The organism is Pseudoxanthomonas sp. LjRoot143, assembly GCF_964252945.1.
Classification (GTDB): Bacteria; Pseudomonadota; Gammaproteobacteria; order Xanthomonadales; family Xanthomonadaceae; genus Pseudoxanthomonas_A.
The window spans coordinates 2,888,246-2,911,369 of the sequence record NZ_CAXUPM020000001.1; the positions used below are offsets into that span (position 1 = coordinate 2,888,246).

18 protein-coding genes and 1 tRNA gene are annotated in these 23,124 nt (G+C 68.7%); 5 read left to right on the forward strand and 14 right to left on the reverse strand.

What is annotated here, in order from left to right; all coding sequences use genetic code 11:
• Positions 1–14: 14 nt before the first annotated feature.
• Positions 15–2,159 (reverse strand): RelA/SpoT family protein, encoded by a 2,145-nt coding sequence (locus tag ACSQ1W_RS14060; RefSeq protein ID WP_436044284.1) that lies wholly within the window; start codon positions 2,157–2,159, stop codon positions 15–17.
• Positions 2,160–2,230: 71 nt separating this feature from the next.
• On the opposite strand from ACSQ1W_RS14060, the gene ACSQ1W_RS14065 reads away from it, so the two are divergent.
• Both ACSQ1W_RS14065 and ACSQ1W_RS14070 read left to right on the forward strand, forming a co-directional pair.
• Entirely contained in the window at positions 2,231–2,737 is a 507-nt protein-coding gene (locus ACSQ1W_RS14065; RefSeq protein ID WP_436044286.1) for a hypothetical protein, read from the forward strand.
• A gap of 16 nt (positions 2,738–2,753) precedes the next feature.
• The gene (locus tag ACSQ1W_RS14070; RefSeq protein WP_436044287.1) at positions 2,754–3,242 is read left to right on the forward strand and encodes a hypothetical protein; all 489 of its coding nucleotides are present in this window, start codon (positions 2,754–2,756) and stop codon (positions 3,240–3,242) included.
• Between the two features lie 15 nt (positions 3,243–3,257).
• Here ACSQ1W_RS14070 and hrpA read toward each other — a convergent pair whose 3' ends face one another.
• On the reverse strand, positions 3,258–7,367 hold the full coding sequence (gene hrpA, locus ACSQ1W_RS14075) for an ATP-dependent RNA helicase HrpA (RefSeq protein ID WP_436046197.1): 4,110 nt from the start codon (positions 7,365–7,367) through the stop codon (positions 3,258–3,260).
• 93 nt (positions 7,368–7,460) lie between these two features.
• Between hrpA and ACSQ1W_RS14080 the strand changes: the two genes are divergently transcribed.
• The 3 genes from ACSQ1W_RS14080 (at position 7,461) to ACSQ1W_RS14090 (ending at position 10,497) form a co-directional block, all read left to right on the forward strand.
• On the forward strand, positions 7,461–8,015 hold the full coding sequence (locus ACSQ1W_RS14080; protein ID WP_436044288.1) for a Dps family protein: 555 nt from the start codon (positions 7,461–7,463) through the stop codon (positions 8,013–8,015).
• Positions 8,016–8,150: 135 nt separating this feature from the next.
• The gene (gene recQ / locus ACSQ1W_RS14085; protein ID WP_436044289.1) at positions 8,151–9,944 is read left to right on the forward strand and encodes a DNA helicase RecQ; all 1,794 of its coding nucleotides are present in this window, start codon (positions 8,151–8,153) and stop codon (positions 9,942–9,944) included.
• A gap of 103 nt (positions 9,945–10,047) precedes the next feature.
• On the forward strand, positions 10,048–10,497 hold the full coding sequence (locus ACSQ1W_RS14090) for a hypothetical protein (protein WP_192272708.1): 450 nt from the start codon (positions 10,048–10,050) through the stop codon (positions 10,495–10,497).
• 5 nt (positions 10,498–10,502) lie between these two features.
• Here ACSQ1W_RS14090 and ACSQ1W_RS14095 read toward each other — a convergent pair whose 3' ends face one another.
• The 12 genes from ACSQ1W_RS14095 to ACSQ1W_RS14150 form a co-directional block, all read right to left on the reverse strand.
• Positions 10,503–11,654 carry an MFS transporter gene (locus tag ACSQ1W_RS14095; RefSeq protein ID WP_436044291.1) on the reverse strand — a complete coding sequence of 384 codons (1,152 nt, stop codon included), beginning with the start codon at positions 11,652–11,654 and terminating at the stop codon, positions 10,503–10,505.
• A gap of 5 nt (positions 11,655–11,659) precedes the next feature.
• On the reverse strand, positions 11,660–13,840 hold the full coding sequence (locus ACSQ1W_RS14100) for a glycoside hydrolase family 3 N-terminal domain-containing protein (protein WP_436044293.1): 2,181 nt from the start codon (positions 13,838–13,840) through the stop codon (positions 11,660–11,662).
• Between the two features lie 119 nt (positions 13,841–13,959).
• Positions 13,960–15,984, reverse strand: coding sequence for a M3 family metallopeptidase (locus ACSQ1W_RS14105; protein WP_436044295.1), 2,025 nt, complete (start codon positions 15,982–15,984; stop codon positions 13,960–13,962).
• 27 nt (positions 15,985–16,011) lie between these two features.
• Positions 16,012–17,124, reverse strand: coding sequence for a PLP-dependent cysteine synthase family protein (locus ACSQ1W_RS14110; protein WP_436044297.1), 1,113 nt, complete (start codon positions 17,122–17,124; stop codon positions 16,012–16,014).
• Positions 17,125–17,190: 66 nt separating this feature from the next.
• Positions 17,191–17,266 (reverse strand) — tRNA-Lys (locus ACSQ1W_RS14115).
• Between the two features lie 71 nt (positions 17,267–17,337).
• Complete coding sequence (gene queC, locus ACSQ1W_RS14120) at positions 17,338–18,003, reverse strand: 7-cyano-7-deazaguanine synthase QueC (RefSeq protein WP_436044298.1); 666 nt, start codon at positions 18,001–18,003, stop codon at positions 17,338–17,340.
• Between the two features lie 47 nt (positions 18,004–18,050).
• Positions 18,051–18,734 (reverse strand): 7-carboxy-7-deazaguanine synthase QueE, encoded by a 684-nt coding sequence (gene queE, locus ACSQ1W_RS14125; protein ID WP_436044299.1) that lies wholly within the window; start codon positions 18,732–18,734, stop codon positions 18,051–18,053.
• 63 nt (positions 18,735–18,797) lie between these two features.
• Positions 18,798–19,631, reverse strand: coding sequence for a tol-pal system protein YbgF (ybgF, locus tag ACSQ1W_RS14130; RefSeq protein ID WP_436044300.1), 834 nt, complete (start codon positions 19,629–19,631; stop codon positions 18,798–18,800).
• A gap of 15 nt (positions 19,632–19,646) precedes the next feature.
• A complete protein-coding gene (pal, locus tag ACSQ1W_RS14135; RefSeq protein WP_192272724.1) occupies positions 19,647–20,162 on the reverse strand; it encodes a peptidoglycan-associated lipoprotein Pal in 516 nt (171 codons plus the stop codon).
• Positions 20,163–20,227: 65 nt separating this feature from the next.
• Complete coding sequence (gene tolB / locus ACSQ1W_RS14140; RefSeq protein ID WP_436044301.1) at positions 20,228–21,544, reverse strand: Tol-Pal system beta propeller repeat protein TolB; 1,317 nt, start codon at positions 21,542–21,544, stop codon at positions 20,228–20,230.
• A 102-nt stretch (positions 21,545–21,646) separates the two neighbouring features.
• Entirely contained in the window at positions 21,647–22,684 is a 1,038-nt protein-coding gene (tolA, locus tag ACSQ1W_RS14145; protein WP_436044302.1) for a cell envelope integrity protein TolA, read from the reverse strand.
• A complete protein-coding gene (locus tag ACSQ1W_RS14150) occupies positions 22,674–23,117 on the reverse strand; it encodes an ExbD/TolR family protein (RefSeq protein ID WP_436044303.1) in 444 nt (147 codons plus the stop codon). Before ACSQ1W_RS14150 ends, tolA begins: the two co-directional genes overlap by 11 nt.
• Between the last annotated feature and the right edge of the window lie 7 nt (positions 23,118–23,124).

Consider the following 23,124-nt stretch of genomic DNA (forward strand, 5'->3'; position numbering starts at 1 on the left):
CGCAGCATAACCACTCAGCCTGAACGTCGTGCGTCTTCCACGCCGGGCAGCGCATCCAGCTTGCCCAGCAGCGTCGACAGCTGTCCGAAGTCGGCGACCTTCAGCCGCAGCCGCAGATGCACGCGGCCGCTGGTGCGGTTGCTCTGGCTGTTGATGTCCAGCACGTTGGCTTCTTCCTGCGCGATCAGCGTGGTGATGTCCTTGAGCAGCCACTTCCGGTCGAGCGCCGTGACCTGCACGTCCACCTCGTACCCCCCACCGGCCTGGCCCCATTCCACCGGCAGCACGCGTTGCGGACTGGTCGCGGCCAGGCGTGCGAACGCCACGCAGTCCGCGCGGTGCACGGTCACGCCGCGGACCCGCGTCAGGTAGCCGGCGATCGGTTCGCCGGGCACCGGTTGGCAACACTTGGCCAGCTGCACCAACAGGTTGCCCACGCCCTGCACGGTGAACTTCGACTTGCCCGGCTTGGCGACCTTGCGCGGCGGTCGCAGCACCGGTAGCGAAACCGTATCCGGCTCGGCCGCGGCACGTTGCTCTTCGTGCAGCGCACGCCCGACCTGGTGCGGGCCGACGTCGCCCAGCGCGACCTGGATGTAGAGCTCCTCGACGCTGTCGGCATGGAACTTCTTCGCCGCGCCCGTCAGGTCGGCGTGGTGCAGCCCCAGCCGCTTCAGCTCCTTCTCCAGCAGGTCGCGACCGGCCTGCAGGTTGCGCGCGCGATCCAGCTTGTGGAACCACGCGCGCACCTTGTCGCGCGAGCGCCCGCTGGCGAGAAAGCCGTTGGCCTGCAGCAGCCAGTCGCGCCGCGGCTCCGGTTCCTTCGAGGTCAGGATCTCGACCCGGTCACCGCTGCGCAACACATGGCTGAGCGGCACGATGCGGCCGTTGACCTTTGCGCCGCGCGTGCGGTGACCCACCATGGTGTGCACGTGGTAGGCGAAGTCGAGCACGGTGCCGCTCCGCGGCAGGTCGACCACTTCTCCCTTCGGCGTCAGCGCGTAGATCCGGTCCTCGACCAGTTCCGCATCCAGTTCGCCCGCGAGGCTGCCTTCGCCGCCGGAACCCTCTGCCGCACCATCGAGCAGCCGGCGCATCCATGCGATCTTGCGATCGAAGGCATCGCCACCACCCTTGCCTTCCTTGTACTTCCAGTGCGCCGCCACGCCCAGTTCGGCCTGCGCATGCATCTCGTGCGTGCGGATCTGCACTTCGACCGTGCGCCCTTCCGGGCCGACCACGGCCGTGTGCAGCGAGCGGTAGTCGTTGGCCTTTGGGCGCGCGATGTAATCGTCGAACTCGCTGGGGATCGGTACCCACAGCGCATGCACGATGCCGAGCGCGGCATAGCACGCGGCAACGTCGTCCACCGCGATGCGGACCGCGCGCAGGTCGTACAGCTCGTCGAAGCCGACCTGCTTGCGCTGCATTTTCCGCCAGATGCTGTAGATGTGCTTCGGCCGGCCGCTGATGTCCGCCCGGATGCCATGCTCGGCCAGTGCCGCCCGCAGCGCGTCGATGACCTCGCCGATGTAGCGCTCGCGGCCGATGCGCTTCTCGTCGAGCTGCGTGGCGATCTGCTTGTACACCTGCGGCTGCAGGTAGCGGAATGCGAGGTCTTCCAGCTCCCATTTCAGCTGCCAGATGCCCAGCCGGTTGGCCAGCGGCGCGTGGATGTCGCGGGTGAGGCGCGCCAGCGCCTGCCGTTCGGATTCGGGCAGGGCGCCCGCGGCGCGCATGCGGGCGAGCTGCCGGGCCAGCAGGATGGTGACCACGCGCAGGTCGCGCACGATCGCCAGCAGCAGCCGGCGCAAGCCTTCCGTGTTCACTCCGCGCACCTGTTCCGCATGCAGCGCCCAGACCTGGGCCGCCGCCACCTGCCCCTCCAGCAGGGCCGCCAGCCCGGGAACCTGGCTGCCCACCGGCTCGGCCAGTGCCGGCACGCCATGCAGCAGGGCGGCGAGCACGACATCGCCATCCGCTCCCAGCGTCACCAGCGTGTCGAGCGTGTCGGCGAGCACGCCGATGGTGTCCGGCATGTCGCCCGTCGGCGCCGCGGCGTCCACCGCTCCGGCGAGCGCGCGACGCAGCGGTGCCGGCAACCCCTGGATCGCGGGTCGTTGCAGCAGCGTGGCGATGTCCTGGACGGGGGAAGGCATGGGCGCGGGACTGGGCGGTCAAGCGCCGCCGGAATGACTACACTACCGGCCAGTCGACCGCCGGAACAACCATGAAGATGAGCCGCTTGTTTCTATCCGTCGCGCTGCTGGTCGCATCCACGTGCGCCGTCGCGCAGCAGAATTCTCTCGAGCCGCTGCGCAACGCGATGAGCGACAGCGAGTTCAAGGCCGCCGGCCTGGACAAGCTGAGCGCGGAGGAACTCGCCGCGCTCGATGCGTGGCTGCAGCAACGCGTCGGCCAGCAGACCGCGCAGGCGGCTGCGCAGGCGAAGCAGGAGGGCCGCAAGGAGGTCGAACAGGAGACCCGCGGGTTCTTCGATTTCGGCACCACCGAGCCGATACAGAGCACGATCGTCGGCGCGTTCAACGGTTTCGCGAAGGGACGCCAGTACACGCTCGCCAATGGCCAGGTGTGGGAACAGGTCGAGCCGGCATCGCTCGCAGGCGTCCGTCGCACCGATCCCGTGGTGAAGATCACGCCGTCGCGTTTCGGCAACACATGGTTCCTGAAGATCGACGGCTACAACACCGCCGCACCCGTCCGCCGCATCAAATGACCGACCGAGAACATCCATGCGCCTGAAACGCCTCCTGCCCCTTGCCGCCCTGTGCATCGTCGCCCTGCCCTTGCACGCCCGCGACTACGTCGACATCCAGAATCGCCTCACGCCGGAACAGATGAAGGCCACCGGCCTGGACCAGCTGAGCAGCGAGCAGCTGCAACTGCTCAACAGCCTGCTCGATGAGGACAGGAAAGCGGTCGTTGAAGAAGTCCGCAAGGAGCGCAGGGACGATGGTCCGCGCGTGACGGGCACCCTGTTCGGCAGCGACGGACTGCAGCCGGTCGCCAGTGCGCTGGCCGCTAACAGCCTCAAGGGCTGGTCGCGCGGCACCGTGTTCACCCTGGAGAACGGCCAGCGCTGGCGGGTGATCGACGGCGAGTACTACGCGGGCAAGCCGCTCGGCAACGCCAAGGTCACGGTGTCGCCCGGCAAGATCAGCGGCTGGTACCTGCAGGTCGAAGGCCACAATCCGCGGCCCAAGGTGCAGCGCGCCGACTGACGCGCACACGATGCCTCACCCGCGCAGCGCCTGCAGGCGTTGCGCGAGCTTCTTCGGCGACACGCCGCTCTTCGCGCCCAGTTCCTGCGCGAACACCGACACACGCAGTTCCTCCAGGTCCCACCGCAGCGCCTGCCAGTCCGGTGCCTGCGCGATGCCGTCCTCGTTCGCCTGCGCCAACGCGTCGGCGAACGGCTTGAGTTCCAGCATGCGTACCTGGTCCTTCGCGGGATCGCGCTTGGCGCGTTCGGCGCGCAGGGTCATTGCCTTCAGGTAGCGCGGCAGCTGCGCCAGCGCATCGGCCGGCGTGTCGCGCAGGAAACCGGGATGCACCAGCGCCGCCAGTTGCGCGAGCAGGTCGTCGAGGTTGCCGCGCGCCCAGCCCATCAGCGGCGCGTCCAGCTGCGGTTTCAGTTCCGCCACCGCGGACAGGATCGCTTCGGCAAGTTTCAGCCGCTCCATCGCCTCGCCGAACAGACGCTTGCTGGCGTCGTCGCGCCGCTGCTCGAACGCGGCGCGGTCGCGGATCGCCTCCAGTCCGTCTGCAAGCACCGCGTTCATCGCCGCATCGACGATGTCGCCGCGCAACCGCTCCTGCGATTCGATGGCCGCATAGAGCAGGCCGGTCTTCGGCGATACCGGCAACTGCTTGCGCGCCTGCTTCACCTTGTCGGCCAGCGCGACCTCCAGCAGGCGGCGCACGCCGCCAGGATGCGCGGCAGCGGCCTCTGCGCGGTCGGCGAACACCTGCAGCGCTACCGTCTCGCCGTCATCGCGCAGCGCGGGATACGCCGGCACGCCGGCTTCGCCGGGTACCTCGCGCGGGATCGGCTGCGCAGGGAAGTCGCGCAATCCGGTGGCCGCCATCTCGCGGCCCGCGCGCGCGGCGAACGCCTGTCCCGCTTTCGCGCCGAAACGGGCGCGCAGTTCGTCGAGGTCGCGCGACTCCGCCAGCACCTTGCCCTCGCCTCCGCCGCGCGGGTCTTCGCGCAAGCGCAGGTTCATGCGCAGGTGCGGCTCCAGCGCGGTCTCGTCGAAGTCAAGCGCGCTGACCGCCACGCCGGTCGCCCGCGACAGGAAACGCGCCAACTCGCCGCGGATGTCGTCGGCAGTGGATTTGGCGAACGCTTCGAAGAACGCGCGGCCGAAATCCGGCGCCGGCACATAGTTGCGCCGCATCGCCTTGGGCAGGCTGCGGATCAGTCCAGCCGCCTTGTCGGCGACGAAGCCCGGCGCCAGCCACGACAGACGTGCGGGGTCGAGCGCATTGAGCAGGTGCAGCGGCACTTCCAGCGTCACGCCGTCATCGACGGATCCGGGCTCGAACTTGTAATGCAGCGGCAGTCGCGCATCGCCCAAGGGGAAATACTTCGGATAGCGGTCCTCCTCGCTACCTTCGCCCGGCAGCAGGTCGGCCAGCGACCAGTGCAGCGCGCGGCGCTTGTCGGCCGGCAAGGCTTTCCACCACGTATCCAGCCCCGCAGCGGAATGGAGATCGGCCGGCACGCGGTCCAGATACCAGCGCGCCTGCCAGTCCTCGTCGGCGACCAGGCCGGCGCGGCGCAGCTTGGCTTCCTCTTCCTGCGCCTGTTCCAGCGTCCTGAGGTTGTCGGCGACGAACGACGCGCGCGTGTTGATCTCGCCGGTCACCAGACCCTGGCGCACGAAGATGTCGTGCGCCTCGCCCGGTGCGATGCGGCCGTAGTGCACGGGCTTCTTCGGCGCCAGCACCAGGCCGAACAGGCTGATCTGCTCCGAGGCCAGCACCTGCCCCTGCACACGCGACCAGTGCGGATCGAAGTGTTTGCGCAGCAGCAGGTGTGGCAGCTCCGCGATCACCCAGTCGGGCTCGATCGCGGCCAGGGTCATGCCCCACACCTTCTGCGTATCCAGCAGATTGGCGGCCAGCAGCCAGGGCGGCGGGCGCTTCGACAACGGCGAGCCCGGGAACGGCAGGAAGCGGCGTTGTCGGGGCGCCTGGAAATCGCCCTTGTCGGTGCGATGGCCGATCTGCGTCGGCAGGCCCGCGACCAGCGCGCGGTGCAGGGTCTGGTAGGCGGCGGCGCGTACACGCTCGCTGAAGCCGCCCGCGGCGGGCGTCTGTTGCTTCTGCGCACTGACGGCGACCGGCGCCGGTGCAGCCTCGGTCTTGCCCTCGCGTGCGAGACGCGCGGCGCGATGCAGCTGGCCACGCGTCGCTTTCACCGCGGCGGCGTCATCGCGCGCGGCGGGCGGCGCGCTGCTGCCGGCGAGCAGTGGCGCCATCGAGGCTTCGCTGGCTTCTTCCTTCCAGCCCAGCTCCTCGCACAGCAGGCGCAGCTGGCGGTGTAGCTCGCGCCATTCGCGCATGCGCAGGAAGCCGAGGAAATGCCGCCCGCACCAGTCGCGCAACTTGGACTGGGTCAAGTCTTCATGCGCCTGCCGATATGCATCCCACAGGCGCAGCACGCCGACGAACTCGGAGCGCCCGTCGGCGAATTGCGCGTGCGCCGTGTCGGCCGCGCCACGCGCGTCGGCAGGCCGCTCGCGCGGGTCCTGGATGCCGAGGAACGAGGCGATCACCAGCATCGGACGCAGGCAGCCGGCGGCCTGCGCGGCCACCAGCATGCGCGCCAGCTTCACGTCGACCGGCAGCCGCGCCATCTGTTTGCCGATGGCGGTCATGCGCCGCTCGCCGTCGATCGCACCGAGTTCGGCCAGCTGCTGCCAGCCATCGGCCACCGCGCGCTCGTCCGGCGCTTCCAGGAACGGGAAATCCTCGATCCGGCCCAGGCCCAGCTGCAGCATGCGCAGGATCACCCCGGCCAGGCTGGAACGGCGGATCTCCGGATCGGTGAACTCCGCGCGCGCCTGGAAGTCCGCTTCGGCATACAGGCGGTAGCAGATGCCCTCGGCGATGCGGCCGCAGCGGCCCTTGCGCTGGTTGGCGCTGGCCTGCGAGACCGGTTCGATGTGCAAGCGGTCGAGCTTGTTGCGCGGGCTGTAGCGCTTGACGCGCGCGAAGCCCGGATCGACCACGTAGCGGATGCGCGGCACCGTCAGCGAGGTCTCGGCGACGTTGGTGGCCAGCACGATGCGCCGGTTCGGCCCCGGATTGAACACCCGGTCCTGGTCCTGGTTGGACAGGCGCGCGTACAGCGGCAGCACCTCGGTGTTGCGGTACTTGCGACGCTCCAGCGACTGGTGCGCATCGCGGATCTCGCGCTCGCCGGGCAGGAAGACCAGCACGTCGCCGCGCGCATCCTGCCGGGTGATCTCGTCCACCGCCGCCACGATGCCGTCGTTGACCGTGCGCTCGCCTTCCTGTTCGCCTTCGCCTTCCAGCGCGCGGTAGCGCACCTCGACGGGATACGTGCGGCCTTCCACGCTGATCACCGGGGCGTCGTCGAAGTGTTTCGCGAAGCGTGCGGTATCGATGGTGGCCGAGGTGACGATGACCTTCAGGTCGCGGCGCTTGCGCAGCAGCTGCTTCAGATAGCCGAGCAGGAAGTCGATGTTGAGGCTGCGTTCGTGCGCCTCGTCGACGATGATCGTGTCGTAGGCCGACAGCCAGCGGTCGCTGGCGATCTCCGCCAGCAGGATGCCGTCGGTCATGAACTTGATGTGGGTGTCTTCGCCGACCTGGTCGTTGAAGCGCACCTGGAAGCCGACGCCGCGGCCGAGCTCGGTGTTCAACTCTTCGGCCACGCGTCGCGCCACCGCGCGCGCGGCGATGCGGCGTGGCTGGGTGCAGCCGATCATGCCGGCCACACCGCGGCCGGCGGCCAGGCACAGCTTGGGCAGCTGGGTGGTCTTGCCGGAGCCGGTCTCGCCGGCGATGACGACGACCTGGTGGTTCCGGATCAGCTCGACGATGCGCTCGCCCTCGCGGGCGATGGGAAGCGACTCATCCAGGGTCACCGCCGGCACGGTCGATAGGCGCCGTTCGCGGCTGGCGATCGAGGCCGTCAATGCCTGTTCGAAGGCCTGCCGCGCGCCGGCATCGGCCGGCTTGCCCTGCCAGCGCGACCACAGCCCGTGCAGCCGGCCACGGTCCCGGCTCAGTGCACCGTCGAGCGCACGCCGCCCCTGGTCGAGGGCGGCGCGCTCGGGGGTACGGTCGGGGGTGGGATGGCGGGGGGTCATCATTCTTTAAGCACGGCGTTGAAACTTTTCGCTCACGCCACATGTTCTAGTGTGTCTATTGTGCCGCCTCAACCCACCTACAGGAGAATCCGCATGGCCAAGCCGAAGACCAAGCCCGCCAAGACCAAGGCCACCTCCGTGGCTGCGCCCCTCGCAGCCGCCCCGTCGGCACCGAACATCGATATCGGGATCAGTGGCGGCGAACGCAAGAAGATCGCCGACGGCCTGTCGCGCTTCCTGGCCGACAGCTACACGCTGTACCTGAAGACCCACAACTTCCACTGGAACATCACCGGCGCGATGTTCAATTCGCTGCATACGATGTTCGAAACCCAGTACACCGAGCAGTGGACCGCACTGGACGAAATCGCCGAGCGCATCCGCGCACTGGGCTTCAACGCCCCGGGCTCGTACCGCGAGTTCGTCAGCCTGACCTCGATCCCGGAAGAGCCGGGCCTGAGCGACAGCGCCGACTGGCGCGAGATGGTGCGCCAGCTGGTGATCGGAAACGAAGCCGTCTGCCGTACCGCGCGCAAGGTGCTCGACATCGCCGACGACGCGGACGATGCCCCGACCGAGGACCTGCTGACGCAGCGCCTGCAGACCCACGAGAAGTACGCCTGGATGCTGCGCTCGCTGCTGCAGTAATCCACGCTTCCGTGACGCACCGACGCCCGGCCCCTGCCGGGCGTCCTGCTTTTCGCGCCCGGATCGGGGTTTTCCTACACGCATCGCCGCCGTGGGCGCGACCGGCCCGCCCGGGGGCCGGGTTATCCTGTGCCCATGTCGTCCCCCGCACTTGAAACACTGCAGCGCGTCTTCGGTTACAGCGCCTTCCGTGGCCACCAGCAGGCGATCGTAGAACACCTCGCCGCCGGCCACGATGCCCTGGTCCTCATGCCGACCGGTGCTGGCAAATCCCTGTGCTACCAGGTGCCCGCACTGCTGCGCGACGGCACCGGCATCGTCGTCTCCCCGCTGATCGCCCTGATGCAGGACCAGGTGGATGCGCTGCGCCAACTGGGCGTGCGTGCGGCCTTCCTGAATTCCTCACTGGCGGCGGACGAGGCCCAGCAGGTCGAACAGGCGCTGCTGGCGGGCGAGCTGGACCTGCTGTACGTCGCGCCCGAGCGCTTGCTGACCGGTCGCTTCCTGTCGCTGCTGGACCGCAGCCGGATCGCGCTGTTCGCGATCGACGAAGCGCACTGCGTCTCGGCCTGGGGCCACGACTTCCGCCGCGAATACCTGGAACTGACCCTGCTGCACGAGCGCTGGCCGGACGTGCCGCGCATCGCGCTGACCGCGACCGCCGATCCGCCCACCCAGCGCGAGATCGCCGAGCGGCTGAACCTGGTCGAGGCCGAGAAGTTCGTCAGCTCGTTCGACCGCCCCAACATCCGCTACACCGTGGTGCAGAAGGACAACGCACGCCACCAGCTGCGCGACATGCTGCGCAAGCACCGTGGCGAGGCCGGCATCGTCTACTGCCTGTCGCGCAAGCGGGTGGAGCAGTTCGCCGACTACCTGGCCGAGCAGGGTTTCAATGCCCTGCCCTACCACGCGGGCCTGGATGCCAGCGTGCGCGCCCACAACCAGCGGCGGTTCCTGCGCGAGGAAGGCATTGTGATGGTGGCGACCATCGCCTTCGGCATGGGCATCGACAAGCCGGATGTGCGCTTCGTGGCGCACGTGGACCTGCCCAAGTCGATGGAGGGCTATTACCAAGAGACCGGTCGCGCCGGTCGCGACGGCGAGGCCGCCGAAGCCTGGCTCTGCTACGGCCTGGGCGATGTGGTGCTGCTCAAGCAGATGATCGAACAGGGCGAGGCCGGCGAGGAGCGCAAGCGGCTGGAGCGGCGCAAGCTGGACCAGTTGCTGGGCTACTGCGAGTCCACCCAGTGCCGGCGGCAGGTGCTGCTGGCCGGCTTCGGCGAAACCTATCCGCACGAGTGCGGCAACTGCGACAACTGCCTGAGCCCGGCCGAGACCTGGGACGCCACCCAGGCCGCGCAGAAGGCCTTGAGCTGCGTGTACCGCAGCGGCCAGCGCTTCGGTGTGAACCATGTCATCGACGTGTTGCGCGGCAGCGAGAGCGAGCGCATCCGCCAGTGCGGCCATGACCACCTGACCACTTACGGCATCGGCAAGGACCTGGACGCCACGGCGTGGCGCAGCGTGTTCCGCCAGCTCGTGGCCTGCGGCCTGCTGGAAGTGGAGGCCGAGTTCGGCAGCCTGCGCCTGACCGAGGGCAGCCGCGCGGTGCTGCGCGGCGAGCGCCGCCTGCAGCTGCGCAAGGAGCAACGCGAAAAGCGCGAGCGCGACCGCGGATCGCGCAGCGGCGTGCCGGTCCAGGCCGCCGACCTGCCGCGCTTCCAGGTGCTGCGCGACCTGCGCGCGCAACTCGCGCGCGAACAGAACGTCCCCGCCTACGTCATCTTCCACGACAGCACGCTCCGCAACATCGCCGAGCAGCAGCCCGCCACGCTGGACGAACTGGCCCGGGTCGGCGGTATCGGCGGCGCCAAGCTGGAGCGCTACGGCCAGCGCGTGCTGGACGTGCTGGGTGCGGCGGGATGAAGTTCCCTGCCCGCACGCGCCGATCTCAGCCGACGTTCAATCCGCGGCTGTTAGGTTGCCTTTCAGGTCCGCCAGCCGGCGCGCCCTCCTCCCGGGATGTCCCATGAAGACCTTGCCCATCGCATTGCTGGCCCTGCTGACCACCGCGCCCGCGCTCGCGCAGCCGACGGCGGAAGCACTCGACCTGAGCGTGCCGCGGGAGGCGACCTATGCCAAGGATCCGCCGGGCACCTGGTATGGCGACCGCCAGCCGGCACGGACGAAGGACACGGCACCGGCTGCCCCCATCGATCCCTGCGTGTACTACGGCGACGATGACGGAGACGGCGTGTCGGGCAGCGTGACCACCGGCATCGGCTACAGCAAGGGCCATGGCCGCAGCACCTACAACGCAGCCAACCTCAATCTCTGCAAGACCACGTACGACGACGAGGGCAAGCCGCGTACGTTCAACTTCAACATCAACGTCGAACGTTACGACGGGCCCGGTGGCTACTACGGCCCATACGGTTACCCCGGCGGCCCGATGATGCGCGGCGCACCGCGCCCGTAAGCCGCTCAGTCGCGCGTGGCGACGCGCGCGACCAGGGCCACCGCCACCAGCAGTACGACCAGCAGGCCCAGCGCCGCCGCCAGCGAGGTCAGCTTGGCGATGAAGCCCAGCGCCGCCGGCCCCAGCAGCACCCCTGCGTAACCCATGGTAGTGACCGCGGCGACCGCCAGGTGCGTGGGCATACTGCGCTGGCGCCCGGCGGCGGAGAACATCACCGGCACCACGTTGGCGGCGCCGGCACCGACCAGCGCGAAGCCGGCCAGACCGGCCAGCGAGGACGGCACCAGTATCGCCAGCGTGAAGCCTGCCGCCGCGATCAACGCACCGCACACAACCACACGGAACGCACCCAGCGCCTGCACGATGCGGTCGCCGGTCAGCCGTCCGATCGTCATCGTCACCGCGAACGCCACATAGCCGAACCCGGCGGTGGCCGGATCGGCGTTACGTACCGAAGTGAGGAAGACCGCACTCCAGTCCAGCACTGCACCTTCGGACAGGAACATCGCGAAGCACACCGCACCGACCAGCAACACACGTCCACGTGGCAACACGAACGCTGGCTGATCCGCATCGCCGCCCTCTTCCAGCAACCCGCGCCGCGCGCCGGCCAGCAGCAGGGCAGCGACCACCGCCATGCCGCCGATCGCCAGCAGCGGCGGCGCGCCCAGCGCCAGCGCACCGGCCACGCCACCAGCACCGGCGATGCCACCGACGCTGTACATGCCATGGAAGCCCGACATCATCGCGCGGCCGCTGGCGCGTTCGACGATCACCGCCTGCACATTCATCACCACGTCGAGCACGCCCATGCTGGCGCCGAACACGGCCAGCACCAGCGCGAGGACGGGAATGCTGGGCGCCAGCATCAACGCCGGCATGCACAGGCAGATCATCGCGCCCGCCGCCAGGATCATGCGACGGCAACCGAACCGTGCCGCCAGCCCGCCGGCCAGCGGCATCATCAGCACCGAGCCGACACCCAGGCACAGCAGCATCAGGCCGAGCTGGCCGTCATCGAGGGCAAGCTTGTGCTTGGCGAACGGAATCAGCGGCGCCCACGCCGAGATGGCGAAGCCGCCGATGAAGAAGGCGATGCGGGTGGCGATGCGTTCGCGCGCGCCGGGGGCCGGCATCGCGGCGTCACTCACGGACATGCGGCTCAGGGCGCCAGCAGTTCGAACGGCACCGCGTCGCCGACCGCGCTGGACGGCGCGACCCACAGGTCGAACAGACCGGGCTCGGCGACAGGGCGGTTGTCGACGCCATGGAACTCCAGATCAGCGCGCGTCAGCGTGAATTCGACGTCCTGCGACTCGCCTGCAGCGAGCGCGATCTTGCGGAAGCGCTTCAGTTCGCGCACCGGGCGCACACGGCTGGCGGTACGGTCGCGCAGGTAGAGCTGCACGACTTCTTCGCCCGCACGCGCACCGGTATTGGTGATGCGCGTGAGGATCGTCAGCGTGTCGTCCCAGCCCAGCGTCTGCGTATCGAGCTGCGGCACGCCGTAGTCGAAGCGCGTGTACGACAGGCCATGGCCGAACGGATACAGCGCGGCGTGGGTGACTTCGCGCCAACGTGTCTGGAAGAAACGCGGCGTGCCCGGCACGTTGGGACGGCCGGTGGCGGGATGGTTGTAGAAGTAGGGCTGCTGGCCGGCGTCCTGCGGGAAGCTCACCGGCAGGCGCGCGGACGGGTTGTAGTCGCCGAACACCACGTCGGCGATGGCCGGACCGGTCTGCGTGCCGAGGAACCAGCCCACCAGGATGGCCGACGCCTCGCGCACCGCGCCTTCCAGCGCCAGCGCACGGCCGTTTCGGAGCACGACGACGACCGGCGTGCCGGTGGCGGCGACCGCCTCGGCCAGTGCCTGCTGCGCGGCAGGCAGCACGATCTGCGTGCGCGACTGTGCTTCGCCGGAGAACTCGTGCGGCTCGCCGACGGCGAGCACGACCACATCGGCCGCGCGCGCGGCTGCGACCGCGGCGTCGATGCCGCCGTCGATCGCCTCCTCGATGCCGCTGCCCGGCACGACGACCAGCGCGGACGGATCGTCCAGCGCGGCACGCACGCCGGTTTCCACGTCCACCATGCGTGAGGCGTCGCCGAAGATGTTCCAGCAGCCACCGAGGTTGGCGGTGTCCTGCGCGAACGGCCCGATCAGCGCGATGCGCTGGCCGGTCTTCTTCAGCGGCAGCAGGTCGCCCTCGTTCTTCAGCAGCACGATGGAGCGGCGCGCGCAGTCGCGCGCCAGCGCATCGTGCGCGGCGATGTGCGACTGGTCGGCTTCGCGTTCGGCGTCGAGGCAGCGGTAGGGATCGTCGAACAGGCCGACCGCGGCCTTGACGTGCAGCACGCGGCGCACGGCCTCGTCGACCTCGTCCATGCTCAGCCGGCCTTCGGCGACCAGCGTGGCGACGTGGCCGGCGTAGATGCCGCTCTGCAGGCTCATGTCCAGGCCGGCCGACAGCGCCTTCTGCGCCGCGTCGGCTTCATCGCTGGCGTAGCCGTGCGCGATCAGCTCCAGGTCGGAGGTGTAGTCGGAGACGACGAAGCCTTCGAACTTCCACTCGCCGCGCAGGATGTCGGTCAGCAGTTCGCGATTGGCCGAGGCCGGCACGCCGTTGATGTCGTTGAACGAGCTCATCAGCGTCAGCGCGCCGGCATCGATCGCGGCCTTGAACGGCGGCAGGTGCACGTCGCGCAGCGTCTGCGGCGCCATGTCCACGAAGTTGTAATCCAGGCCAGCGGAGATCGCGCCGTAGGCGGCGAAGTGCTTCGGCGTGGTCAGCAGCGAATCGGCGGCGGTCAGGTCAGGGCCCTGGAAACCGCGCACGCGGGCGGCGGCCAGTTCGCAGGACAGATGGACGTCCTCGCCGGAGGTTTCCGCCACGCGGCCCCAGCGCTGGTCGCGGGCGATGTCGACCATCGGCGCGAACGTCCAGTGGATGCCGGCGGCGGTGGCCTCCTTCGCGGTGGCGCGCGCGGTGCGCTCGGCCAGCTCGGGTTCGAAGCTGGCCGCTTCGCCCAGCGGGATCGGGAACACCGTGCGCATACCGTGGATGACGTCGGCGCCCAGCAACAGCGGGATGCCGAGACGACTCTCTTCCACCGCGATGCGTTGCGCCTCGCGGCCTTCCGCCGCGCCTACGCCATTGAACAGTGCACCGACGCGGCCACTGCGGATCTGCTCGCGTACCTGCTCGGCATCACGGGCGAAGGTCTCGGGATTGACCTCGAAGGCGAACGGCCGCAACGCATCGGCGAAGGCGCCGAGCTGGCCGATCTTTTCCTCCAGCGTCATCCCGGCGATCAGGCCTTCGATCCTTCGCTGATGCGGCATGTAAGCGGTCCTCCCGGGAACGCCGGTGTTACGGGGGAGCCATTATGAAAACGTTTACAGGCGGGGTCAAACCCACTGGGAGCGGGTTCCGCCCTGCCCTCCAGGATCCGCCGCGATGCTTATCCGGCCATGCCGGAGTGGCGCAGCAGCGCGTCGATCCGGGGCGCGCGGCCGCGGAAGGCGCGGAAATTGTCGGCGGCCGCCCGGCTTCCGCCCCGCGCCAGCACCTCGCGACGGAAGCGCGCGCCGGTGTCGGCGACGTCGGTCGGGGCCTCCTCGAAGGCCGCATAGGCGTCGGCGCTCAGCACCTCGGCCCACTTGTAGCTGTAGTACCCCGCCCCGTAGCCGCCGGCGAAGATATGGCTGAACTGGTGGGGGAAGCGATTCCAGTCCGGCGGGATGTTCACCGCCACCTCGGCACGCACGCGGTCCAGCAAGGCGAGCACGCTGTCGTCGGCGGGATCGAAGCCACTGTGCAGCTGCATGTCGAACAGGCCGAATTCGAGCTGGCGCACGGTGGCCATGCCGCTCTGGTAGTTCTTGGCCGCCACCATCCGGTCGAACAGTGCGCGCGGCAGCGGTTCGCCGGTGTCCACGTGCGCGGTCATCGCCTGCACGCGTGCCCACTCCCAGCAGAAGTTCTCCATGAACTGGCTGGGCAGTTCCACCGCGTCCCACTCGACGCCGTTGATGCCGGCCACGCCGAGTTCGCCGACCTGGGTCAGCAGCTGGTGCAGGCCATGACCCATTTCGTGGAACAGGGTGGTGACGTCGTTGTGGCTGAAGGTGGCCGGATTGCCGTCCATGCCCCTGCCGAAGTTGCACACCAGATAGACCAGGGGCGTCTGCGTACCGCGCGCCGTCTCACGGCGGTTGCGGCAGTCGTCCATCCAGGCGCCGCCGCGCTTGCCTTCGCGGGCGTACAGGTCGAGATAGAACTGGCCGACCAGCGCACCGTCGCTGTCGATCAGGCGATAGAAACGCACATCCGGATGCCAGGTCGGCGCGGTGTCCTGTTCGACGCGCAGCCCGTAGAGATCGCCGATCACGCCGAACAGCCCGGCCAGCACTGCCGGCTCGGTGAAGTACTGCTTCACTTCCTGCGCGGAGAAGCTGTAGCGCGTCTGCTTGAGCTTTTCGCTGGCGTAGGCCAGGTCCCAAGCCTCCAGCGTTTCCAGGCCGAGCTGTTCGTGGGCGAACGCTTCCAGCTCCGCCCGATCGCGCTGCGCATGCGGTTTGGCGCGTGCGGCGAGGTCGCGCAGGAAGCTCAGCACGTCATCGGGCGTGTCGGCCATCTTGGTGGCCAATGAATAGTCCGCGTAGCTGGCAAAACCCAGCATCACAGCCAGTTCCGACCGCAGGGCGAGGATGCGATCGATCAGCGCGGAGTTGTCGAGCGCCGCGTTGTCGGCGAGTTCGGACGCGCGCACCGCATTCGCGTGGTACAGCGTCTCGCGCAGCGCGCGGTCGTCCGCATAGGCCTGCACCGGCAGGTAGCACGGCATCTGCAGGGTGAACTTCCAGCCCGGCTCGTCGTCGGCCTTGGCCGCCGCGCGCGCGGCCGACACCACGTCGGCCGGCAGGCCACCGAGGTGCTGCTTGTCCTTGATCCAGAACTCGTACTCGTCGGTCGCATCCAGCACGTTCTGCGAGAACTTGGCGGAGAGCCCGGCAAGCTCTTCCTTCACCGCGGCGAAGCGCACCTTCTGCTCCTCCGGCAACTCGGCACCGCCGAGCCGGAAATCGCGCAACGCGTTGTCCAGCACCTTGCGACGCGCTTCGTCGTACTGCGCCGCTTCGGGCGCATCGGCCAGTGCACGGTACTGCCGGTATAGTGCGAGGTTCTGTCCCAGCGCGCTCCAGAAGCGCGTCACCTTCGGCAACTGCGCGTTGTAGGCAGCGCGCAGCGCCGGGCTGTTCATCACGGCTTCCAGGTGGGTGACCTGGTTCCAGGCACGTGCCAGGCGCTCGGTGGCATCGTCCAGCGGTACCGCGAACGCATCCCAACTGACCGGCGCGACGGCTTCGGCCGTCTTCACCGCCGCCTCGGCCTCGGCCAGCAACTGGTCGATGGCAGGGGCGATGTGCTCGGGACGGATCGCATCGAAATGCGGCAGGCCGAAGTCGAGCAACGGATTGGTCATGGGGGCGTCTCGTTCAGAAGGGGGTATTCAGTTCGGCCAATCGGCCTGGGCCAGCGCGGGCAACCCGCGCCCGGCGACCGCCGCGGCGATGGCGTCGTCGCTTTCCACGATGGGGATGCCGCGTTGCAGATACCAGTCCCGGTTGTAGTAGCTGTGCGCATAGCGTTCACCGCTGTCGCACAGGATGCTGACGATCGAGCCGGCCTGCGCTTGCGCACGCATGCGCGTGGCCGCCGCCAGGATCCCGACGAAATTGGTGCCGGTCGACCCGCCGACGCGCCGCCCGAGTACCGCACTGACGTGGCGCATGGCGCCCAGGCTCAGCGCGTCCGGCACCTTGACCATCGCGTCGATGCAGGCCGGGATGAAACTGGGCTCGCAGTGCGGACGCCCGATGCCCTCGATGCCGGAACCGCGCGCGCAGGTCAGCGTCGTGTCTTCGTAGCCGTCGCAGGCGCCCCGGTACTGGTCGAAGAAGACCGAATGCTCGGGATCCGCGCACAGCACACGCGTCGGGTGGCGACGGTAGCGCACGTAGCGCCCCAGGGTGGCGCTGGTACCGCCGGTGCCCGGACTGCAGACGATCCATGCCGGCACCGGATGCGGTTCGGCTTCCATCTGCTTGAAGATGGATTCGGCGATGTTGTTGTTCGCGCGCCAGTCGGTGGCCCGCTCGGCGTAGGTGAACTGGTCCATGAAATGGCCCCCGCTCTCCTGCGCCAGTTGCCGGGAAACCTCATTGATCGCCGCCGCCTGTTCGACCAGGTGGCAGCGGCCACCCTGGAACTGGATCGCGGCGATCTTGTCCGGCGACGTAGACGACGGCATCACCGCGATGAAGGGCAAGCCCAGCAGGCGCGCGAAATAGGCTTCGGACACCGCGGTGGAACCGCTGGATGCCTCGATGACCGGCGCGCCCTCACGCAGCCAGCCGTTCGCCAGCGCGTACAGGAACAGCGAGCGCGCGAGCCGGTGCTTCAGGCTGCCGGTCGGGTGGCTGGATTCGTCCTTGAGGTAGACGTCGATGCCGGGAAAGCCGTGCAGCGGCAGCGGGATCAGGTGGGTGTCGGCGGACCGGTTGTAGTCCGCTTCGATGCGCTGGATCGCCTGCGCCGTCCAGTCACGCGCTGCCGTGGTCACGCGGAAGATTTCCTGCCGGGCGCCGACGCGAACGCAGCGCATGATGGCGCGGCGGCGGGATGTGCGTGGTGGGCCGTGAAGGATTCGAACCTTCGACCAAAAGATTAAAAGTCTTCTGCTCTACCGACTGAGCTAACGGCCCGGAAACGCATCCCGGCCTTGCACCGGGATGCGCATTCTAGCGCATCGTCCGCGAAGGGGCGAAATCCTGCCTCACACGTAATGCGTGGGGTCGGGTACGCCGGCGTCGGCGAAGCCGGCAGCGCGCAGGCGGCAGGCATCGCAGTGTCCGCAGGCGCGGCCCTGTGCGTCGGCCTGGTAGCAGGACACGGTCTGCGCGAAATCGACGCCCAGCCGCACGCCTTCGCGCACGATGTCGGCCTTGCTCATGCGCAGCAGTGGCGCCTGGATGCGCAGCCCCGCGCCTTCCACGCCCGCCTTGGTCGCGACATTGGCGAGCATCTCGAAGGCCTGGATGAACTCAGGGCGGCAATCCGGGTAGCCCGAATAGTCCACCGCATTGACGCCGCAGAAGATGTCGTTGGCGCCCAGCACTTCGGCCCAGCCCAGCGCCACCGACAGCATGATGGTGTTGCGCGCCGGCACGTAGGTCACCGGGATGCCCGGCCCGCCGGCTTCCGGCACGTCGATGTCGGCGGTCAGCGCGGAGCCGCCGATGCTGCGCAGGTCCACGTGGACGGTCTTGTGCGCGGCGGCGCCGAGCGTGGTGGCGACGCGCGCGGCGGCGTCGAGTTCGGAGGTATGGCGCTGGCCGTAGCGCACGCTGAGCGCATGCACGGCGAAGCCCTGTTCGCGGGCGATGGCGACGACGACGGCGGAGTCCATGCCTCCGGACAGCAGGACGACGGCATTCTTCATGGGGCGATGCTTCGTGGGGTGAAAGGTAGGCTACCGCAGGCGCTGCGTCAGCGCCCCGGCTCGTCGTTCCACAGCAGCTTGTGCAGCTGCATCTGGAAGCGCACCGGCAGGCGGTCCTCGACGATCCAGTCCGCCAGGTCGCGCGGCGACAGTTCGGATTTGCTGGGCGAGAACAGCACGTCGCAGCGCTCGGCCAGCCGGTGCTCGGCGAGCATGCCGCGCGCCCATTCGTAGTCGGCGCGGCCGCACAGGACGAACTTCACCTGGTCGCGCGCGGTGAGCAGCGGCAGGTTTTCCAGCCGGTTGCGTGCCACTTCCTTCGAGCCGGGCGTCTTCAGGTCGACCACGCGCGACACGCGCGGATCGACATCGGTGATGTCCAACGCGCCCGACGTTTCCAGCGACACGTCGAAACCGGCATCGCACAGCTTCCTCAGCAGCAGCAGGCAGCGCTTCTGCGACAGTGGCTCGCCGCCGGTGACGCAGACGTGGCGGACGCCCTGGCGCGCGACTTCGGCGACGATGTCGTCGATCTCGCGCCACTCGCCGCCGTGGAAGGCGTAGGCGGTGTCGCAGTACTGGCAGCGCAGCGGGCAGCCGGTCAGGCGGACGAAGACCGTGGGCCAGCCGACCGCGTTCGCCTCGCCCTGCAGGGACAGGAAGATCTCGGTGATCTTGAGGCGTTCCAGCGGGGACTGGACGATCTCGCTGGGGCGGGCGGCGTCATTCATGGGGTGCGCATGATACGCCCTGGCGGCCCGGCATCTCCGCCAGGCGCGCCGGACGTGGTCGCCTCAGCGCAGGCGACCGAGCTGGATGGCGCGCAGCCGGTCGTCGGCCGTGCGGGCGACGTCGGTGCCGGGATACTTGGCGATGACCTCGCCCAGGGTGCGCTCGGCTTCGGGCAGCTTGCCCAGTCCGTAGTCGCACAAGCCGATCTTCAGCAGGGCGCCGGGCGCCTTGTCGTGGGTCGGGTACTGTACGAGCAACGCGCGGAACTGTTCCGCGGCCAGTGCGTAATTCTGGGTGACGTAGTAACTCTCGCCCAGCCAGTAAAGCGCGTTGGGCGCATACACGCCGCTGGGGTAAAGCTGCAGGAAACTGGTGAACAACTGCGCCGCATCGGCGTACTCGCCGGCCTTGAGACGGTCGAACGCGACGTTGTAGGCGGTGCGCTCGTCGCCGGCGGCGGACAGCGCGCCCATGTCGCCATGGACGCTGGGCGGAGTTTCGGCGGTCGCCCCTGCAACGGGCGCCGGCGTGGTGGCCGGCGCAACGACGGGGGCACTGCCCAGGGGGGGCGCGGCAGGCGTCGTGCCGGCCGGGGCGGGTGCGGTGCCGCCTTCCAGGCGGTTGAGGCGACCGTCCAGGTCGAGGTACTGGTCGCGGCCGCGCTGCTTGAGCTGCTCGTTCTCGTTCTGCAGCTGCTCCAGCTGGGCGCGCAACTCGCGGAGCTCCGCTTCCTGCTGGGTGACCTTGTTGAGCAGGTCGAGGTTCTGCTGCGGGTTGTTGGCCTTCGCCTCAAGCGCGGCCACGCGATCGGCCAGGCTGACGCGTTGCGCGTAGGCGGGAGCGGCGGCCACGAGGGCCGCCGCCAGGACCAGCAGATAGGTCTTCTTCGCGATCATCGTGTCGACGACGGCTTACTTCGCCGTGTAGACGATCTCGACGCGACGGTTCTGCGACCAGGACGCTTCGTCCGAGCCAGTCGCGACCGGGCGCTCTTCGCCGTAGCTGACCACGGTCAGCTGGCTGGCCGAACCGCCGTTCGCCTGCAGGGCCGAATTCACGGCATTGCCGCGGCGCTCGCCCAGACCCAGGTTGTACTCGCGGCTGCCGCGCTCGTCGGCGTGGCCTTCCAGCGTGATGCGCGAGGACGGACGGTCACGCAGGTACTTGGCGTGGCAACCCATGATGGCCTGGAACTCCGGCTTCAGGGCGTCCTGGTCCAGATCGAAGTACACCACGCGCTGGCGCAGGCAGGCGTCGGTGTCCAGATCGTTCGGGCCGTACAGGCCGGACGTGGTCGGCGTCGTCGGGGTGGTCGGGGTGGTGGTCGTGGTGTCGGTCGGCGGGGTCGGCTTGACGTCCTTCTTACAGCCAGCCAGCACGGCGACGGACATCATGGAGAGCAGCAGAACACGGGTGGTCTTGTTCATGATCATTCCTTGCGTCGTTGGAACGGGGGATCGGTGGAACCGGGGGTCACATTGTAGACAGAAAATTAACGCTGGGTGCGGTAGGGCGACCACGCCGGCTCGCGAACGTCGGCGTTGGCGACCACCAGACGCTGGCGCACGCGCGCATCGGCCGACACGGCGTACAGCACGCCGCGTCCACCTTCCCGCGCCGCATACAGCACCATGCTGGCGTTCGGCGCAAAGCTCGGCGACTCGTCCAGCGAGCCCGGCGACAGCGACGTCCAGCGCGCACCACCCAGACTGGTGTCCATCAGGGCGATGCGGTAATTGTTGCCGCTGCCCTGCACCACCGCGACCTTCTTGCCATCGAAGCCGACACTGGCCGTGGCGTTGTAGTTGCCCTCGAAGGTCACCCGGCTGGCACTGCCACCCCCCGCCGGCACGCGGTAGATCTGCGGACGGCCGCCGCGGTCGGAGGTGAAGTAGATGCTGCTGCCATCCGGACTCCACACCGGTTCGGTGTCGATCGCCGACGTGGTGGTCAGCTGGCGCAGCGAACGGCTGCCCAAGTCCATCACGTAGATCTCGGGATTGCCGCTGCGCGACAGCGTCAGCGCCAGCTGGCGGCCGTCCGGCGAGAACGAGGGCGCACCGTTGATGCCACGGAAGCTGGCCACCTTCTCGCGTGCACCGGTGGAGATGTCCTGGATGTAGATCGCCGAGTTGCCGGTCTCGAAGCTGACGTAGGCCAGTTTGCGGCCATCCGGGCTCCACGACGGCGACAGCAGCGGCTCGGCAGAGCGCACCACGGTCTGCGGGTTGAAGCCATCGGAGTCGGCCACCATCAGCGCGTAGCGCGTCGCCTTGCCGGTGCCGGCGGCGGTGATGTACGCGATGCGGGTCCAGAACGCGCCGCGCACGCCGAGGATCTTTTCGTAGATCGCGTCGGCCATCTGGTGGGCGACATCGCGCAGCGCGTTGGCGCGCGCGGTCTTCACCTCGCCGAGCAGCCGCTCCTGCTTGGCCACATCGAACAGTTCGTACTCCACGCGGTAGCTGCCGTCGCCAGCATCGGCGACGCGGCCGACCACGATGTAGTCCTGCCGCAGCGCGCGCCAGGTCGGGTACTGGATCTCGCTACCGCGCGTGGGGCGCTCGGTGATGCGGGCTTCGGGCAGGGTACGGAAGGCGCCCGAGCGCTCCAGGTCGGCGCGCACCACGGCCGAGACGTCGGTCGGCGGCGCGGTGGTGCCCTGGTAAGGCATGGGCACGATGGTGATCGGCAGGGCTGAGGTGTTGCTGCCGACGATATCGATCTCCAGCCCCTGCTGCTGGGCGGACGCCAATGCCGGGACGAGAGCGAGCAGGAACAGGGCAAACCAGCGCAGCGGTTTCTTCATGGGCAACGGCTCTGGGGTTGAACGGGGGCGGCAAAGGGATACCAGCCCGCGCGTGAACGTTTTAACAATTGTGAACGGAGGGCGGCGAAACGTCGTGTGAAGTCAACGGTCCCGGGCTTCGAAAGTAAAGATCAGCGTCCGATTGAAGACCGTTTCGTAACCACGGTAGGGCAACGGCTGCGCCTTCAGGACCGCTCGCTCAAGAGAATCCTGCCCCAATTCGTCCATGGGACAGCCAGGTTGCACCTCTGCGCTGACGACTTCGCCACCGGGGAGCTGCCTGACCACGAGCTTGCAACGCGTACCGACAGGAACAGACTCCGGACGCGTCCACTGACGGGAGACAGACTGCTGGATCGCCTCCCGGTAGCGCGCGAGCAAACCATCATCGGTGCCTCCGTTGCCGGCCGGACCGGCGGCGGGAGTCGGAGAGGGCGCCGCCGCGCTCGCCGCCTGCCGCGCACGGGCATCCGCCAGCTGACGAAGCTTCTGTTCGGCCAGTTGCTGCTCCCGCTGCGCCTGGGTGCGCTGACGACGGATTTCCTCCAGACGCTTCTTATCGGCCTCGGCCTTCTGCGCGGCTTCGGCGGCGATGCGCTTCTGCCGATCTTCTTCCTGCTGCGCGGCCAGCCGGCGTTGCTGCTCGGCCTGCTCCTGGCGCTTGCGCTCGGTCAGGTCGATCTGCTCCTGGCGGCGCTTGGCCTCCTGCTCCTGGCGCGCCTTTTCCTGCGAGATCGCATCGCGGCGCGCTTCGTCCTGGTCGACATCGTCCGGCACCGGGATGCGTTCCTGGGCATTGGCCTGGCGCTCGACCGGTGCGTCCTGGGGTGCCGGCTCGGGAATCGGCTGCGGCGGCGGAACGGTGTCCTCAGGGGCCGGCTCCTGCACAGGCTCCGGCATCGGCGCCGGCTGGAAATCCAGCGCGCGCTCGACCGCCTGCTGGTCGGCGGCCGAGACATCGAGCGTGGCTTCCATCGACTGCGATCCCGCCGCATTCAGCCGGTCGCGATCCCACTTGAAGTACGGCGACAGCAACAACACGGCGAGCAACAGCAGGTGCAGGCCGATGGCCCACGCCACCGCCCGGCCCAACCCCTCGTCCTGCGGGGGGCGCTGGCGCTGGAGCACCTCAGCGTGCATTGCCACCCGCGTTGGTCATAAGACTGACGTTGCTGACCTTGGCACGGCGCAGCACGTCCATGGCATCGAGCACCTTCTGGTACGGCGCAGCGCCTTCGGCGGCCACCATGATGCGTAGCTCGTTGCCCTGCTCCGCGCGGATCGCGGCGACCTGGGCCTCGAGCGCGGCCGCATCCAGCACCTCGGGCTGCTTGGCTTCCGGCAACTTCAGGCCATAGCGGCCGTCGGGATACGCGATGACGATGACGGGCTCGTTGCGCGTCTCGACCGCCTTCGCGTTGGATGACGGCAGTTTCACGTCCACGCTCAGCGTGAGCAGCGGCGCGGTCACCATGAAGATGATCAGCAGTACCAGCATCACGTCGATATAGGGCACGACGTTGATCTCGGACTTCAGCTTGCGCCGCTTGCGATGGATGATGCTTCCGGCCATGGCGTGC